The sequence below is a fragment of the Streptomyces sp. NPDC000151 genome, assembly GCF_040301705.1.
In the GTDB taxonomy this organism is placed as follows: Bacteria; Actinomycetota; Actinomycetes; order Streptomycetales; family Streptomycetaceae; genus Streptomyces.
Genome location: NZ_JBEPFC010000006.1, coordinates 98,833 through 115,170, shown reverse-complemented (window position 1 = coordinate 115,170; position 16,338 = coordinate 98,833). Strand labels below are relative to the sequence as shown.

At 71.2% G+C, this 16,338-nt stretch carries 12 protein-coding genes, 1 tRNA gene and 1 pseudogene; 3 read left to right on the top strand and 11 right to left on the bottom strand.

Annotated features, from left to right (window positions below; genetic code table 11):
* The 5 genes from ABT381_RS03940 to ABT381_RS03920 all read right to left on the bottom strand — a co-directional run.
* The coding region (locus ABT381_RS03940; RefSeq protein ID WP_502965696.1) for an alpha-mannosidase at positions 1–1,943 on the bottom strand (1,943 nt) is incomplete at its 3' end.
* Between the two features lie 30 nt (positions 1,944–1,973).
* Entirely contained in the window at positions 1,974–3,194 is a 1,221-nt protein-coding gene (locus ABT381_RS03935) for a glycoside hydrolase 5 family protein (RefSeq protein ID WP_351587289.1), read from the bottom strand.
* Positions 3,195–3,239: 45 nt separating this feature from the next.
* A complete protein-coding gene (locus ABT381_RS03930) occupies positions 3,240–4,070 on the bottom strand; it encodes a carbohydrate ABC transporter permease (protein ID WP_351587287.1) in 831 nt (276 codons plus the stop codon).
* The gene (locus tag ABT381_RS03925) at positions 4,067–4,945 is read right to left on the bottom strand and encodes a carbohydrate ABC transporter permease (protein ID WP_351587285.1); all 879 of its coding nucleotides are present in this window, start codon (positions 4,943–4,945) and stop codon (positions 4,067–4,069) included. The genes ABT381_RS03930 and ABT381_RS03925 overlap by 4 nt, the downstream gene beginning before the upstream one ends.
* A gap of 3 nt (positions 4,946–4,948) precedes the next feature.
* Entirely contained in the window at positions 4,949–6,262 is a 1,314-nt protein-coding gene (locus ABT381_RS03920) for an ABC transporter substrate-binding protein (RefSeq protein ID WP_351587282.1), read from the bottom strand.
* 208 nt (positions 6,263–6,470) lie between these two features.
* Between ABT381_RS03920 and ABT381_RS03915 the strand changes: the two genes are divergently transcribed.
* Positions 6,471–7,586 (top strand): LacI family DNA-binding transcriptional regulator, encoded by a 1,116-nt coding sequence (locus tag ABT381_RS03915; RefSeq protein ID WP_351587280.1) that lies wholly within the window; start codon positions 6,471–6,473, stop codon positions 7,584–7,586.
* 306 nt (positions 7,587–7,892) lie between these two features.
* The gene (locus ABT381_RS03910) at positions 7,893–9,224 is read left to right on the top strand and encodes a formimidoylglutamate deiminase (protein WP_351587278.1); all 1,332 of its coding nucleotides are present in this window, start codon (positions 7,893–7,895) and stop codon (positions 9,222–9,224) included.
* On the opposite strand, the gene ABT381_RS03905 is transcribed toward ABT381_RS03910, so the two are convergent.
* The 4 genes and pseudogenes from ABT381_RS03905 to ABT381_RS03890 form a co-directional block, all read right to left on the bottom strand.
* Complete coding sequence (locus ABT381_RS03905) at positions 9,202–10,617, bottom strand: GH1 family beta-glucosidase (RefSeq protein WP_467753765.1); 1,416 nt, start codon at positions 10,615–10,617, stop codon at positions 9,202–9,204. The genes ABT381_RS03910 and ABT381_RS03905 overlap by 23 nt on opposite strands.
* The gene (locus ABT381_RS03900; protein ID WP_351587274.1) at positions 10,614–11,477 is read right to left on the bottom strand and encodes a carbohydrate ABC transporter permease; all 864 of its coding nucleotides are present in this window, start codon (positions 11,475–11,477) and stop codon (positions 10,614–10,616) included. Before ABT381_RS03900 ends, ABT381_RS03905 begins: the two co-directional genes overlap by 4 nt.
* Positions 11,470–12,378: pseudogene (locus ABT381_RS03895) on the bottom strand (carbohydrate ABC transporter permease); the annotation flags it as partial. The gene ABT381_RS03900 and the pseudogene ABT381_RS03895, both read right to left, overlap by 8 nt.
* Positions 12,379–12,394: 16 nt before the next feature.
* Complete coding sequence (locus ABT381_RS03890) at positions 12,395–13,711, bottom strand: ABC transporter substrate-binding protein (protein WP_351587272.1); 1,317 nt, start codon at positions 13,709–13,711, stop codon at positions 12,395–12,397.
* A 141-nt stretch (positions 13,712–13,852) separates the two neighbouring features.
* On the opposite strand from ABT381_RS03890, the gene ABT381_RS03885 reads away from it, so the two are divergent.
* Positions 13,853–15,100 carry an ROK family transcriptional regulator gene (locus tag ABT381_RS03885; protein WP_351587270.1) on the top strand — a complete coding sequence of 416 codons (1,248 nt, stop codon included), beginning with the start codon at positions 13,853–13,855 and terminating at the stop codon, positions 15,098–15,100.
* A 24-nt stretch (positions 15,101–15,124) separates the two neighbouring features.
* Here ABT381_RS03885 and ABT381_RS03880 read toward each other — a convergent pair.
* Positions 15,125–15,198, bottom strand: a tRNA-Met gene (locus ABT381_RS03880).
* 104 nt (positions 15,199–15,302) lie between these two features.
* Positions 15,303–16,223, bottom strand: coding sequence for an alpha/beta fold hydrolase (locus tag ABT381_RS03875; RefSeq protein WP_351587309.1), 921 nt, complete (start codon positions 16,221–16,223; stop codon positions 15,303–15,305).
* Positions 16,224–16,338: the final 115 nt, after the last annotated feature.

The following is a 16,338-nucleotide window of genomic DNA, read 5'->3' as shown; positions in this document are numbered from 1 at the left end:
GCCGCCCGCTCGGGCAGCGCACCGCGCGCCGGCACGCCCTCCCGCCCGTGCGGCGCCGCGTTGAACACCAGCGTGGAGCCCGCCGCCGGATCGCCCGCCAGCACCCGCTGGGCCGCCTCGATGAGCGTTTCCAGCTCCACCGCGATGCGCGCGTACCGTTCCGCCGCCTCCCGGTGCACCCAGGCGATCGACGTGCCCGGCAGGATGTCGTGGAACTGGTGCAGCAGCACCTCCTTCCACAGCCGGTCCAACTCCGCGTACGGGTAAAGATGTCCGGTCCGCACCGCCGCCGTCGCCGACCACAACTCCGCCTCGTACAGCAGGTGTTCGCTGCGCCGGTTGCCCTGCTTCGTACGGACCTGGCTGGTCAGCGTCGCGCGGTGCAGCTCCAGATACAGCTCACCGGCCCACACCGGCGCGTCCGGGTACTCCGCGTGCGCCTTCTCGAAGAACTCCGCGGGCTTCTCGAAGACGACCTTGGCCGAGCCCTCCAGATTGGCCAGCCGCCGCGCCCGCGCGAGCATGTCGCGGGTCGTGCCGCCGCCCCCGTCGCCCCAGCCGGTCGGCGCCAGCGACCGGGTCGCCGCGCCCTTCTCGCGGAAGTTGCGTGCCGCGTGCGCGACTTCCTGGCCCGACAGCTGCGCGTTGTAGGTGTCCATCGGCGGGAAGTGCGTGAACACCCGCGTGCCGTCCAGACCCTCCCACCAGAAGGTGTGGTGCGGGAACTTGTTGTCCCGGCTCCAGGAGATCTTCTGCGTCAGGAACCACTTGGCGCCCGCCTGCCGGACCAGCTGGGGGAGCGCAGCGGAGTACCCGAAGGTGTCCGGCAGCCACACCTCCTCCGTCTCGACCCCGAACTCCTCCAGGAAGAACCGCTTGCCGTGCACGAACTGCCGTGCCAGCGCCTCGGGTCCCGGCATGTTGGTGTCCGACTCCACCCACATGCCGCCCACCGGCACGAACCGGCCGTCCGCCACCGCCTTCTTCACCCGCGCGTACACCTCGGGCCGGTGCTCCTTCAGCCACGCGTACTGCTGCGCCTGCGACATCGCGTACACGAAGTCCGGGTCGTCCTCCAGCAGCGCGGTCATGTTGGACGCTGTGCGGGCGACCTTCCGCACCGTCTCGCGCAGCGGCCACAGCCACGCCGAGTCGATGTGTGCGTGGCCGACGGCGCTGATGCGGTGCGCGGAGGCGTGCGCGGGCGCGGCCAGCACGTCGGTCAGCAGCTCACGGGCGCGGGCCGCCGTCCCGCCGATGTCCTGCAGATCCACCGCGTCCAGTGCGCGTTCCACCGCCCGCAGGATCTCCCAGCGGCGCGCCGTGTCCTCGCCCAGCTCGGCCATCAGCTGGCCGAGCACCTCCAGGTCGTGCGCCAGCTCCCACACGGTCCCGTCGAAGACGGCCAGGTCCATCCGGGCCAGCTTGTACTGCGGCACATCGCCGGCCGTCTCCCGGTCGCCGAGCTCGGTGGGGAGGAAGGGGTGGTAGTCCAGGATCACGGGGTTGGCGGACGCCTCGACGTGCAGGTGCACCTCCTCGCCGCCGCGGGCCGGGGCGGCGATGCGTACCCACTGGTTGCGCGGGTTGAGACCCTTCACCGGCGAGCCGTCCGGGCGGTACACCAGGCCCTCGCACTGGAAGCCCGGCATGTTCTCGTCGAAGCCCAGGTCCAGCAGCGCCTCGACGGTACGGCCCGCCCACGCCTCGGGGACGGTGCCGCGCACGGTGAACCAGCTGGTGCCCCACGGCGGGCCCCATGGGGCGCCGGGCTCGATGGGCGTACGCGGCGCGGCGATGCCCTCGGCGACCGGCACTGGCTCCCCGGGCGCGTGCCACACGCCGACGGTCAGCGGCACCGACTCCGGGTACACGGCGGGCCACAGGCGCTCTTCCAGCACCCGCTTCAGGCGGGCTTCGGTGGTGGTGCGGTGGTCGTGCATGGCGGTGGGACTCCTTCAGGAACGGGGCTGTCAGACCTGGTCGGGGGCGAGCACTTCCGTGATGCCGCGCGCCTTCAAGTGGGCGTCATCGCCCGCGAGTTCGCGCCGTACGCAAGCGGGCCGCAGGCCGCGCTCGGCCAACCGCATCCAGGCCTCGAAGACCGGGCCGCCGGGCGCGCACGGGGTGCCGCTCTCCACGGCCAGCGCGAGGGTGCGCGGCTCCGGTACATGCGGCGCGGACCGCTGCTCCCGTACGGCGTCGGCGAGGGCGAGCCCCTCCGGCTTGGCCCGCCGGTCGTTCGTCAGCAGCCCGAGGCTGTACTCCAGCTCGGGGAAGTCCGCCAGCGCCCGGTCCACGTCGTGCGAACACCACCACGTGATGCCCCACAGGTCCGTGCAGTCCAGCGCGGCGCGCACGGTGTCCCGTACGAAGCCGGGCGCGTGCTCGGCGGGAATGTGCGGCGCCGGCGCGCCCACCTCCTGGAGCCACACCGGCCGGCCCGTGTCCGCCGCCCACGCCTTGGACAGCTCGATGAGGTACGCGGCGTGCTGGGCCGTGGCCGTGGACTCGCGCCCGTACCGCTGTGCCGTCCCGTTGAACACCCACGCGTGCACGGCGGTCAGCGCGCCGAGCGTGGCGGAGTGACCCGGCGTGAACGGATGCCCGTCGAGGTACCAGGCCGCGTCGTACGAGGCATGCAGGTGCAGCCGGCCGGGTGCGCCGCGCTCGCAGGCCGCCAGCATTCGCTCCAGCCAGGCGGTGGCCTGCGCGGGAGTGATGCGGTCGGGGTCGGGGTGCGGGTCGCCGGAGAACTGGTTGGTCTCGTTGCCCAGGGTCATGCCGAGGAAGTTCGGCCGGTCGGCGAGCGCCGCGGCCAGCGTCTCCAGGTACGCCGCCTGGCCGTCCAGTACATCGGGGTCGCTGAAGAGGTTCCGCCGGTGCCAGGTGGTGGTCCAGGCGGGCACGAAGTCGAAGCTGGACAGGTGGCCCTGGAGGCCGTCGACGGCGACGTCCAGGCCGCGTTCGGCGGCCGCGTCGGCCAGGGAGACCAGCTGGTCCACCGCGCGCGGGCGGATCAGGGTGCGGTTGGGCTGGAAGAGCGGCCACAGGGGGAAGACCCGGACGTGGTCCAGGCCGAGGGCCGCGATGGAATCGAGGTCGGCCCGGACCTCGTCCAGGTCGAAGTCGAGCCAGTGGTGGAACCAGCCGCAGGTGGGCGTGTAGTTCACACCGAAGCGGAGCGGGGGCATACGGGTCCTGTTCGACGGAGAAGGGGGAGCGTCGCTTACGGCGGGTCAGCCCTTGACCGCGCCCTCGCCGACGCCGCGGAAGAAGTACCGCTGCAGGCAGGCGAACATCACGATCAGCGGCGCGACCGCGATGATCGTGCCGGCGGCGACCACGCGTGGCTTGTCGGCGAAGGTGCCGTGCAGGAAGTTCAGGCCGACGGTGAGCGTGAAGTGGTCCGGGTCGGAGAGCACGATCAGCGGCCAGAGGAAGTCGTCCCAGGCGCCCATGAACGCGAAGATCGCGACGACCGCGAGAGTGCCCTTGACCGACGGCAGCGCGATGCGCAGAAAACGCTGCCAGACGTTGGCGCCGTCCACGACGGCCGCCTCCTCGATCTCGTACGGGATCGCGCGGAAGGCGTTGCGCATCAGCAGCACGTTGAGCGCGCCGACGCTGCCCGGCAGGACGACGGCGACCAGCGTGTTGTTCAGGCCCAGGTCGCGCATGGTGGTGAACTGCGCGATGACGATGGACTCCAGGGGGACCAGCAGCGCGGCGACGAAGAGCAGTCCGGCCGCCGTACGGCCGCGGAAGCGCAGCCGGGCCAGCGCGTATCCGGCGAGCGAGGCGCCGACGCAGTTGGTCAGGACGTTGGCGGCGGCGACCTTCAGGGAGTTCAGCGCGTAGTCCCAGACCGGGATGATCCGGGCCACCTCGGCGTAGTTGGCGAGGGTCGGGTCGTGCGGGACGAACGACGGCGGCGAGGGATAGATGTTCTCGGCCGGGCCCTTGAGCGAGGTGGACAGCTGCCACAGGAAGGGCCCGACGGTGATCGCCAGCACGGCGAGCATCAGGAGGTAACGCACGACCCGCTCCGTGCGGCCGAGGCGGGTCATGCGGCGTTCTCCTTACGGTCGGCGCGCAGTACGAGCAGCATCAGCACCAGCGCGATGCAGAAGATGACGAGGGAGAGCGCGGAGGCGTAGCCGACCCGGCCCGAGAGCCCGGTGCCGGAGCGCTGGACGAGCATCACGAGCGTGCTGTCCTCCCCGGCCGGGCCGCCGGTCGGCCCGGCCAGCAGATACACCTCGGAGAACACCTTGAAGGCGGCCACCGAGGAGAGCGCGCCGACCAGCACCATCGTGGAGCGCACGGCGGGCACGGTGACGGTGACGAAGCGGCGCAGCGGCCCTGCGCCGTCCACGGCGGCCGCCTCGTGCAGCTCCTTGGGCACCTGTGCCAGCGCCGCCAGGTAAATGATCATGTAGTAGCCGAGGCCCTTCCAGACCGTCAGGGCCATCGCGCACAGCAGCACCAGCCAGGCGTCGCCGAGGAAGGACACCGGGCCCGCGCCCAGCATCTCCAGCATGCTGTTGAGCAGCCCGCGGTCGTCCAGCATCCACACCCAGATCAGCGCGACCACGACCACGGACGCGACCACCGGCGTGTAGAAGGCCGCGCGGAAGAAGACGACGCCCTTGAGCGGCTTCTCCACGAGCAGCGCGAGCAGCAGCGGCAGCAGGACCGTGCACGGCACGACGACCACGACGTACAGCAGGCTGTTGCGCAGCGCCGTCCAGAACTGGCCGTCCGCCAGCATCTCCTGGAAGTTGCGCAACCCCACCCACACGCCGGGGGTGAGGGTCCGCGCGTCGGTGAAGGCGTGCTGAACGGTGCTGAGGAAGGGATACAGGATGAAGGCCGCGACCACGGCCAGGCCCGGCAGCAGGAACAGCCAGGGACTGGCCGTGCGATGGGTCCGTACGCTCATGGCTCAGCCCTGCTGCAGCAGCCGGTCGCTCTGCGCGACCGCGTCGTCCAGCGCCTGCTTCGGCGACTTGTCGCCCTGCAGCGCCTTGGCGACCTCGTTCTGCAGGACGGTCTTCATCTCGTCCGTCATCACCACGGGCGTGTAGTTGACCGCGCCGTCCAGCATCTTGGCCGCGGCCACCCGCACCCGGCCCTCGTCGGTGCCGTCGTCCTTGGTCCAGTACGGCTTGTCGAGGGAACCCTTGGTGCTGGGGAAGACCGCGACCTCGTGCGCGAAGGACTCCTGGTTGCGCTGGTTGGTGACGAAGCGGGCGAAGGCGATGGCGGCGGCCTTGTGCTCACTGCGGTCGTTCACGCCGAGGCCCATCACGTACATATTGGGCTTGCCGGTGTTGGCCGGCGCGTCGGTGATGCCGAGGTTCTTGTAGAGCTCGGGCGCGTTCTCCTTGAAGTCCACGAGGTCGGGCGCGCTGCCCGGGTTCATGGCGACGCGCCCCTGGAGGAACTTCCGCCCCGCGCTCTCCGGAGTGGCGCTCAGCGCCTGCGAGTCCAGCCCGCCGCTCTTGAACAGCTTCTTGTACTCGGTGAGCAGCTCCACGCCGCGCGGCTCGTTGTACGTGAACTTCGTGGCGTCGGCGTTCATCAGCTTCACGCCGTACCGCCCGAAGTCCTCGATCGCGGGCACCCCGGCCAGCGTGGCGACCTTCCCGCCGGAGGACTTCGCCATCTTCCCGGCGTCAGCGAACAGCTCGTCGTACGTCGTCGGCGGCTTCTCCGGGTTCAGCCCGGCCTTCTTGAACAGCGCCTTGTTGTAGAAGAGCGGGCCGGTGCTGAGGTACCAGGGGAAGGCGTACGCGCCGTCCAGGCCCGGCAGTTCGTTGCCCGCCCAGGCTTCCGGCGTGTATGTGCTCTTCGCCTTCGCGGTGACCGGCTCCTTGTCCAGGTTCATCAGCAGCCCGGCCTTGGCCAGCGGATAGGACAGGTCGGGCGAGACGTTCACCACGTCGGGCAGGGTGCCGCCGCCGGCGTCCGCGCTGAGCTTCTCGGGGTAGTTCTCGGCCGGCTGGTCGATCCACTTCACCTTCGTGCCCGGGTGCTGCTTCTCGAACCGGTCGATGAGGCCGTTGAAGTAGTCCTTGTACTGGGCGCGCAGGTTCCACGTCTGGAAGGTGATGTGGCCGCTCACCTTGCCGTCGGCGCTGCTGCCGCCGGTGGAACCGCCGCCTCCGCCGCAGGCGCTGAGGACGAGCGCCGACGCCAGCAGTGGTACGGCGATCCGGGCGGATCTGGGCACACGGGTGCCTCGGGAAGTGCGCATGACCGCAGGGCTCCTTCGATCGGGCCGGAGTGGCGACCCAAAAGGTGCCCGCAGCCCCCGAGTTACGTCAACACTTTTCGCGCGAATTTCTTTTCTGCGTGCTGAAACCCCAGGTCACAGCGGTAAGTTCGGGCCTGTTGCGCGAAGTGCTAATGCGCTTTAGTCTCTCCGTACTCAAGCGCATTAGTAGCGAAGCGGAAGAGGGAGCATGCGCCCTACGCCGGCCCGGCGGCCGACCATGAAGGACATCGCCCTGCGCGCCGGGGTGTCCGAGAGCGCGGTCTCCTTCGCGCTCAACGACCGCCCCGGCGTCTCGCCGGTGACCCGGGACCGCATCCGCCGGGTAGCCGAGCAGCTCGGCTGGCAGCCGCGCGCCGCGGCCCGCGCGCTGTCCGGCGAGGGCTCGGCGACGGTCGGACTGGTACTGGCCCGGCCGGCCCGCACCCTCGGCGTGGAGTCCTTCTTCCTCCAGCTGGTCTCCGGCATCCAGGAGGAGCTGTCCCAACGCAAGCTGGGGCTGCTCTTCCAGGTCGTCGAGGGGCTGGACGCGGAGTGCGCGACCTACCGCCGCTGGTGGGCCGAGCACCGCGTGGACGGCGTCCTCGTCGTCGACCCGCGCCAGGACGACCCCCGCCCCGACCTGCTGGGCGGCCTCGGGCTGCCCGCCGTGATGATCGGCGCCCCCGCGCCGGCCGTCGTGGACGGTGAGAGCCCGGCCGTCTCCACCCTCGGCGCCGACGACGCGGGCATCATGGCCGCCCTCGTCGGCCATCTCCACGCGCTCGGCCACCGCCGCATCACGCACATCGCCGGACTGCCCGAATTCGCCCACACCCAGCGCCGGATCGCCTCCCTGCGCGCCGAGGCGGCCCGCCTCGGCCTCACCGAGGTCGCCTCGGTGACCACCGACTACTCCGACAGCGAGGGCGCGGCGGCCACCCGCCGGGTGCTGGACCACCCCCGGCCGCCCACCGCCCTGATCTACGACAACGACGTACTGGCCGTCGCCGGGCTGGGCGTCGCCGCCGAGCGCGGCATCCGCGTCCCCGACCGGCTCTCCCTCGTCGCCTGGGACGACTCGGTCCTGTGCCGCAGCGTCCACCCGGCGCTGACCGCACCGGTGCGCGACACCGCCGCCTTCGGCCGGCACGCCGCGCAGGCCCTCACCGCCCTCCTGGACGGCGCGCCCGCAGGGCACACCCAGGAGCCGCTGCCCCGGATCCAGCCGCGGGGCAGCACGGGCCCGGTCCCGGCCGCGGCGTCGGCTCCGGAGCCGGCCCCGGCGCCGCAAGAGGGCCCTTCCGGCCCACCACGGTCATCCTGAACTCGCCCATGGCACAGGCATCTTGACGCCACGTCCGCACGAGGCGTTCCCAGTCGTTCGGAGATCAACTACCGTTGACGGAGAGCTCCGTGGTCGCCGCGGTGCGTGACCGGTCGCGGCGGACCGTCGTCGGAGCCTGTGTCATGGCCCTGGTCGGATCAGCGAACGTCGTCTGGTGCGTGCGATCGCAAGGCGGAGGAGGGAGTCGACGCGGAGCGTCGGCGACCGACGACAACGCCGCGAGCGTGCGTGCCAGGCGGCGGGCGCCCGGCCGGGGCCATGACACAGGCTCCCTAGGGAGGCCGGATGACGTTTCATTGCGAGTACGCCTGGCTCGGCGGGGCCGGCGTCGCCGAGCAGGTCCTCATCGACGTGGCCGACGGCCGGATCACCCGCGTCACCGACAACACCCCGGCACCGCCCGGTGCCCACCGACTGCCCGGACTCACCGTACCGGGCCTGGCCAACACCCACTCCCACGTCTTCCACCGCGCCATCCGCGGCCGCAGCCAGAGCGGCGTCACCGACTTCTGGCGCTGGCGCGATGTCATGTACGACGCCGCGGGACACCTCGATCCCGACCGTATGTACGCCCTCGCCCGCGCCACGTACGCCGAGATGGCGCTGTCCGGCATCACCGCCGTCGGCGAGTTCCACTACGTTCACCACAACCCGGACGGCACACCGTACGACGACCCCAACGCCATGGGCCACGCGCTCGCCCGCGCCGCCGCCGACGCGGGCATCCGGCTCACCCTCCTCGACACCTGCTACCTCATGGCCGACATCGACGGCAGACGGCTGGAAGGCGTGCAGCGGCGGTTCAGCGACGGCAGCGCCGAGGACTGGGCCCGGCGCACGGGCGCCCTGCGGGACGGCGACCGGCTCCGCATCGGCGCCGCCGTGCACAGTGTGCGGGCCGTGCCGCGCGAGGCGATGACGTTCGTCGCCGCCGACGCCCGCCGCCGCGGCGTCCCCCTCCACGTCCACCTCTCCGAACAGCCCGCCGAGAACGCCGCCTGCCGCCAGCGGTACGGCCGCACCCCCACCCGTCTGCTGCACGAGAAGGGAGTACTGGGCGAGGGCGCGACGGCCGTGCACGCGACCCATCTGGACTCCGCCGACATCGCGCTGCTGGGCGGCTCCGGCACCGGCGTCTGCCTGTGCCCGACGACCGAACGCGATCTGGCCGACGGGATCGGGCCCGCCGGGCGGCTGGCGGCGGCCGGCACGCCGCTGAGCCTCGGCAGCGACGCGCACATGATGATCGACCTGTGGGAGGAGGCCCGCGCCATCGAACTGGACGAGCGGCTGATCAGCGGCCGCCGCGGCCACTGGACCGCCGCCGAACTGCTCACCGCCGCGACCTCGGCGGGCATGGCGGCGCTCGGCTGGAACGCCGGCGCGATCGCGGCGGGCCGGCTCGCCGACCTCGCCACCGTACGGCTGGACTCGCCGCGCACGGCCGGGGCGCGGGCCGGCGATCCGCTGGCCCACACCGTGTTCGCCGGCACCGCCGCCGACGTCAGCCATGTCGTCACCGGCGGCGAACTCGTCGTCGAGAACGGCCGGCACCGGCACATCGAGGACGTCGGCGGCGCGCTGGACAAGGCCATCACGACCTTGCTGGCCGATTGAACGCCACTCGTGGAACCGGGCCCACCCGGGCCCGGTGTGCGGCGATCAGGGCGGCGTACCGGTGTCCGCTGCTCTTGATCGTCCGCCGCTGCGTCCCGTAATCCACATGGACCAGCCCGAACCGCTTGTCGTAGCCGTACGCCCACTCGAAGTTGTCCAGCAGTGACCAGGCGAAGTAGCCCGCCAGCGGCACCCCTTCGGACACCGCGCGGGCGCAGGCCGCCAGGTGCTCCTCCAGATAGCGCACCCGCTCCGGGTCGTCGACCCGCCCGTCGGGGCCGACGGTGTCCGGGTAGGCGGAGCCGTTCTCGGTGACGTACAGGCAGCGCGCCCCGTAGTCCTCGGTCAGCCGCCGCAGCGTCGCGACGAGACCCTCCGCGTGGACCTCCCAGCCCATGGCGGTGCGGCGCGCGCCGGGGACGGCGGTCTGCCGGGCGTGCGGCACCGGGCCCGCCGGATCGTCGGCGACGACGTTGCGGAAGTAGTAGTTCAGGCCGAGCCAGTCCAGCGGCGCGGCGATGGTCTCCAGGTCCCCGGCGCGGGCCGGCGGCTCGGTGCCGTACAGCGCGACCATGTCCTCGGGATAGCCGCGGCCGTGCAGCGGGTCCAGCCACCAGCGGTTGGTGTGGCCGTCGGAGCGGCGCGCGGCGGCGTGGTCGGCCTCGCGCTCGCTCGCCGGCTCGCAGTGCGTGAGGTTGTTGACGATGCCGATCCGGGCGCCGGGCACCGCGGCCCGGATCGCCTGCGTCGCCAGGCCGTGCCCGAGGTGCAGGTGGAAGGAGGCGCGGACGGCGGCGGTGAGGTCGGTCAGGCCCGGCGCCATCCGGCCTTCGAGGTGGCCGATCCAGGCGGAGCAGAGCGGCTCGTTGAGCGTGGCCCAGTGCTGGACGCGGTCGCCGAGCCGCTTGGCGACGACCGCGGCGTACGACGCGAAGTGCTCGGCGGTCTCCCGGGCCGGCCAGCCGCCGCGGTCCTGCAGCGCCTGCGGCAGATCCCAGTGGTACAGGGTCGGGTACGGCGTGATCCCGGCTTCCAGGAGCGCGTCGGTGAGCCGGTCGTAGAAGTCCAGGCCCGCCTTGTTGACCGGTCCGTCGCCGCCCGGCACGACCCGCGGCCAGGCAACGGAGAAGCGGTACGCGTCCACCCCGAGGCGCCGCATCAGCGCGATGTCCTCGGGCCAGCGGTGGTAGTGGTCGCAGGCCACGTCCCCGGTGTCGCCCTTGTCGACCGCACCGGGGGTGTGGCTGAAGGTGTCCCAGATGGACGGCGCCCGGCCGTCCTCGGCGACCGCGCCCTCGATCTGGTACGCGGCGGTGGCCGTCCCCCACACGAAGCCGGCGGGGAGCGCGGCGAGCTGGCTGTCGGACACGGAAGTCCTTCCGTAAGGCGTCATTTGACGGCGCCGGCGGTGAGCCCGGCGACGAGATAGCGCTGGAGCAGCAGGAAGCCCGCGACGACGGGGACGCTGACCACGAGCGAGGCGGCCATGATCTGGTTCCAGTACACCTCGGTCTGGGTGGCGTAGCCCTGCAGGCCGATCGCGAGCGTGCGGGTGACGTCGTTGGTCATGACCGAGGCGAAGAGCACCTCGCCCCAGGCGGTCATGAAGGAGTAGATCGCCACGGCCACGATGCCCGGCACGGCCGCGGGCACGACCACCCGCAGCAGCGCGCCGAGCGGCCCGCAGCCGTCGACCTGCGCCGCCTCGTCCAGATCGCGCGGGATGGAGTCGAAGTAACCCACCAGCATCCAGATGGACAGCGGCAGGGTGAAGGTCATGTACGTGAGGATCAGGCCGCCGCGCGAGCCGTAGAGCGCGATGCCGGTGGCGTTCCCGATGTTGACGAAGAGCAGGAAGAGCGGGAGAAGGAAGAGGATGCCGGGGAACATCTGGGTGGACAGCACCGTCACCGTGAACAGCCGCTTGCCCCGGAAGGTGTACCGGCTCACCGCGTACGCCGCGAACACCGCGATCACCACCGAGCAGGCGGTCGCCGCGCTCGCCACGATGAGCGAGTTCACGAAGTACCGGCCCAACGGCACGGTCCGCCAGATGTCGAGATACGGCTGCACCGTCAGGTGGCTGGGGAACCACCGGAAGGCGCCGGTCACGTCCCGCAGCGGCTTGAGCGAGCTGCTCAGCATCACATACAGCGGGGTGGCCGTGAACAGGGCCAGCAGGGTGAGCAGCACGCGCCGGGTCCAGACGAAGGACCGGGGCGGCGCGGTGGGCGACTTTACGGCCTCAGCCATGCCCGCCCCTCCTTCCACGGCCGGTGACCAGCAGATATACGGCCGTCACCACGAGCAGGAACAACAGCAGCAGGACGGACATCGCCGAGCCCGAGCCGAAATTCCAGGTCTCGAAGGACGCCTGGTAGATGTGGATCGAGATCAGGTCGGCGGCCTCCGGCGCGGCCTTTCCGAAGAGTACGTACGGCACATTGAAGTCATTGAAGGTCCACAGAAAGAGCACCAGCACCAGCACCTGATTGACGGGACGGAGCGCGGGCAGCGTGATGTGCCGGATCTGCCGCCGGATCCCGGCCCCGTCCAGCTGCGCGGCCTCGTACGACTCCCGGGGAATGTTCTGCAGCGCCGCCGTCAGCATCAGAAAGGCGAACGGCCAGGTGCGCCAGACCGAGGTGACCACGAGCGCGAGGAAGCTGTTGTCGCCGACCAGCCAGAACGTGGGCGAGTCGGTCAGCCCGAGCTGGTCGTGCAGGACGTGATTCACCAGCCCGTTGTCCCGCTGGAGCAGGAAGGACCAGGTGATCACGGCGGTGTAGACCGGCAGTGCGTACGGGGTGAGGAACAGCGCGCGCAGCAGGCCGCGGCCCCGGAACGCGTCCTGCATCAGGATCGCGGCCGTCACACCGAGCAGCCAGGCCAGGCCCACGGCGAGCACGGTGAAGGCGCAGGTGACCGCGAAGGAGTGCAGCAGCGCCCGGCCGGCCGGCGCGTCGAAGTCGACCGCGAGCCGGAAGTTGTCCAGCCCGGCCCAGGGCGCCGCGCCCCAGTTGCCGATGTACTCCTGGGTGAGCCGCTTGAAACTCATCGCGATGCCGATGACCATCGGCACGAGATGGATGAGCAGTTCGAGAGCGAGCGCCGGGAGCAACAGAAGATACGGCAGGCCGCCGCGCCGGATACGGGCGATCATCGCCGCCTCACCGCTGCATCTGCTGCTGGGCCGCGGTCAGCCGGGCCCGTACGTCCGCCGTGGTGATCTTCTTGCCCGCGGCGGCGTCGGCGAACAGCTCCTTCATCGCCCCGCCGACCAGCGTCTCGAACTGCGCCTCGTCCGGAACCTGCGGCAACGGCTCCGCACTCTTGGCGAGTACGTCACGCAGCACGGCCTCGTCCGGCGTCCGCGGCGCGTGCTTCTGCACCGCGAGCACGGGCGACAGCGACCCGTACGCCGTCGTCAGCACATTCTGTTCATCCGTCGAAGTCATGAACTTCACGAACTTCAGGGCACCGTCGAGGTTGTCGGTGTTCTTGAAGACACCGATGTTGATGCCGGCGGCCATGGAGTTGATGTTGCGACGGTCGGCAGTGTCGGCGGACCGGAAGGGGACGGGCGCGACACCGTACTCCTCCGGCTTCATGCCGTGCGCGAGCAGCGAGGTGCGCGCGGCCTGCCACAGCAGCATCCCGGCCTTGCCGGTCGCGAAGTCCCGCACGGACTGGTTCTGGGCGTACTCGGCGTTGCCCGGCGCGGCGATCCGGTCGGCGGCGAGCAGGTCGATGTACTGCTTGACGGCCGCGACGTTCGCGGGCTTGTCGAACGTGGGCTTCCCGGCGGCGTCGAAGAAGTCGGCGCCGTGCTGCTTGCCGAAGACGAACGCATGGTGGGCGTTCTCCACCGGATTGCCGCCCTCGACGGCCAGCCCGTACGTCCCGCCCTTGGTCAGCTTCTTCCCATCAGCGACCAACTCCCCCCACGTCGTGGGTGGTTGAGCGATCCCGGCCTCCCGGAACATCTTCTTGTTGTAATAAAGCGCATACGTCAGGGAGTACAGCGGGACCGCCGCCGGGTCCTGTCCGGCGGCGCCGGTCGCGGCCATCGGCGCGGTCGCGAACCGGTCCTTGCCGCCGATTTTGGTGAACGCCTTGCCGTCGAAGGGCAGCAGTGCGCCGCTCTTCTGCAGCGAGGCGGACCAGGTGTTGCCGATGTTGAGCACGTCGGGCCCCTGCCCGGAGGAGGCCGCGGCGAGGATGCGGTCCAACAGTGTGGCCCAGGGCACGACTTCGAGATGAACCTTGATGCCGGTCCGCCGCTCGAACTTCTTCAGCTCGGGCGCCAGCACCTTCTTGTCGGCCTCCACGCTGGAGCCCTGGTTGGTCGCCCAGTACGTCAGCTCCTTCGGGTTGTCGTTGCCGGCCGCGCCGCCGGGCGCTGTGCCACCGCCACAGCCGGTGGCGAGGGCGGCGGTCAGTGCGGTGGTGAGCGCGGCGGCTGCCGCCATACGGATTCTGCGCATGGTCGTTGAGGCCCCTCTGGGAGGTGAGCGTCAAAGCTCTGAACGCGGCTCGGTCTTAACTCAAGGCGTGAGTTAAGTAGTGAGAGAAGGGGCCGTCAAGACGCCGGACGCCGGTAAGTTGGCGTGGAGGGAAGGAGCCACATGCCCGAACGCCACCGCAGGACGGTCCGCGATCTGCGCCGCGGCAACCGCGCGACACTGCTGCGCCGGCTGTACTTCGAGGGACCGCTGAGCCGTCAGGAACTGGCCGCGCACACCGGCCTGAGCTCGGCGTCCATCAGTAACGTCACCGCCGAACTGCTCGCGGACGGCCTGCTGGAGGAGGCGGGTTCCGTCGACTCCGACGGCGGCCGCCCGCGCACCCTGCTGCGGGTCCCGCCGGGCGCCGGCTCACTCATCGGCGTGGACGTCGGCGAAACCCGAATTCGCGTGGAACTCTTCAACCTCTCCATGACCGAACTCGCCCGCTCCGAACACCCGTTGAAGGACGGCGGTCATGACGTCACCCACGTCGTACGGCTCATCGCCGAGGGCCTGGAGGCGGTGCGCGGCGCGGACGTCCCGCGCGGCCCGCTGCTCGGCATCGGCGTCGGCGTCCCCGGCATCGTCGCGGAGGACCCGGCCACCGGCGGCGCCGTCGTGCACGCCCAAACCGTCGGCTGGGACGCCGCCCCGCTCGAATCCCTCCTCCGCACCACCGCCCAACTCACCTCGAACACACCACTGTTCATCTCCAACGGGGCCAAGACGCTCGGTCAGGCCGAGATGTGGTTCGGCGCCGGTCGAGGGGCACGCAACGCCGTCATCGCCCTCATCGGCTCCGGCGTCGGCGCCAGCGTGATCACCGACGGCAGCGCGTACGGCGGCGCCGCACAGGGCGCGGGGGAGTGGGGCCACACCACCCTGCAGCTGCGCGGCCGCCGCTGCCGCTGCGGCGCCCGCGGCTGCCTTGAGGCGTACGTCGGCGCCGAAGCGGTACGGGAACGCTGGCGGGAGGCGGGCGGCGGAGGCGCGCCCGGCGCGGACGAGGAGTCCGCGCTCGCCGCGCTGCTGGCCGCCGACGGTCCGGCCGCCGCCGAAGTCCTGGCGGAGACCGCCGAATACCTCGGCGCGGGCATCGCCGACCTGGTCAACCTCTTCAACCCCGAGCGGATCGTACTGGCCGGCTGGGCCGGCCTCCTCCTCGGCGCCCGCCTGCTGCCTGCCGTACGCGAGGCCACCGCGGCATACGCCCTCCGGTACCCGGCAGCCCGCGCCACGATCGAACTCGGCCGCCTCGGCACGGACGCGGTAACGGTAGGCGCCGCGACACTGCCCCTGAACCGCTTCCTCACCACAGGCGGAGCACCGGGAGCCCGTACACGCAAAAGCCCCGGGCCCGGCGGATGATATTCCGCCGGGCCCGGGGATCAGTAGCGGGGACAGGATTTGAACCTGCGACCTCTGGGTTATGAGCCCAGCGAGCTACCGAGCTGCTCCACCCCGCGTCGGTAGCTGCAACTCTACGCGGCCCGAGCCCGCACACCTAATCGGCGAGCGGCCCCGCATCCCGCCGGGACCGCAGCCAGGCCCGGCTTCGAGAACCGGCTGATCAGTCGACGGACTCCAGGAAGCTCAGCATCCGCCGGTTGACCTCCTCGGCATGGTCGATCTGCGGTCCATGGCCGGTGTGGGAGACGATCTCGGCCCGGGCGCCCGGTATCAGACGCGGGACACGCTCCACTTGCCGCTGCGGGTGCACGAGCAGGCTGCGCTTGCCGAGTATCAGAGAGAGCGGGGTGCGGATGCCGGACAGTTCGGCATCGGAGAGGGGCAGCGGCGCCGGGCGGCGGATGCGATAGGCGCGTACGCCGAGCCTGATCATCGCGCGGAGCTCCGGCACGACGAGCACCGGCTGCTCCAGCCAGGCCGCCAGCCGTGGCCGCAGCGCCTTCGGCGCGAAGGTCGCGAAGAGGCTGGCGAAGATCCAGACGAAGAAGCGCAGCCCCACCTTCTCCAGGCCGCCGGGGTCGAGCAGGGTGACCGAGGCCAAGCGGTTGGGCCCACGGTGCGCCTGGTTCAGGGCGAGCCATCCGCCGTAGGACGAGCCGACGAGGTGCACGCGGTCGAGCCCCAGCCCGGCGAGCGTTTCGTCCAGCCACTGGGCGGCGCGGTCGGGCTGGTGGATGGGCGCGCGCTGCACGCTGCGGCCGGGGTCGCCCGGCGTGTCGATCGCGTAGACCGGTCGCTCGGCGCTGAGTGCGGGGGTGTTGGGGTACCACATGGCGGAGCAGGAGCCCGCTCCGTGCACCAGGACGATGGGGGTGCGGCGGCGGGCGGCCGGGTCCGCCGGGCCGTAGCGGTAGACGTGCGTGGTGCCGAAGGACGTCGTGACGTCCTCTTCCGCCAGCGCGGGCGCCCCCAACGCGTAGACCGCGTCGCAGGCGGCGAAGTAGCGGTCGCGCCGGACGTCGCTCACATAGCGGCCGACATCGGCCTGGGCGCGGACTGCAGTGGTCTCGGGCACGGCCACCTCCGGGTAGTCGAACGTCGTAGTACGGACGTCGTGATACGAACGTACCACGATGGTGGTACGGCTGTATCATCAAGGGGGCCGCTGGAGCCCGCACCCATGCCAGCCCATGCCA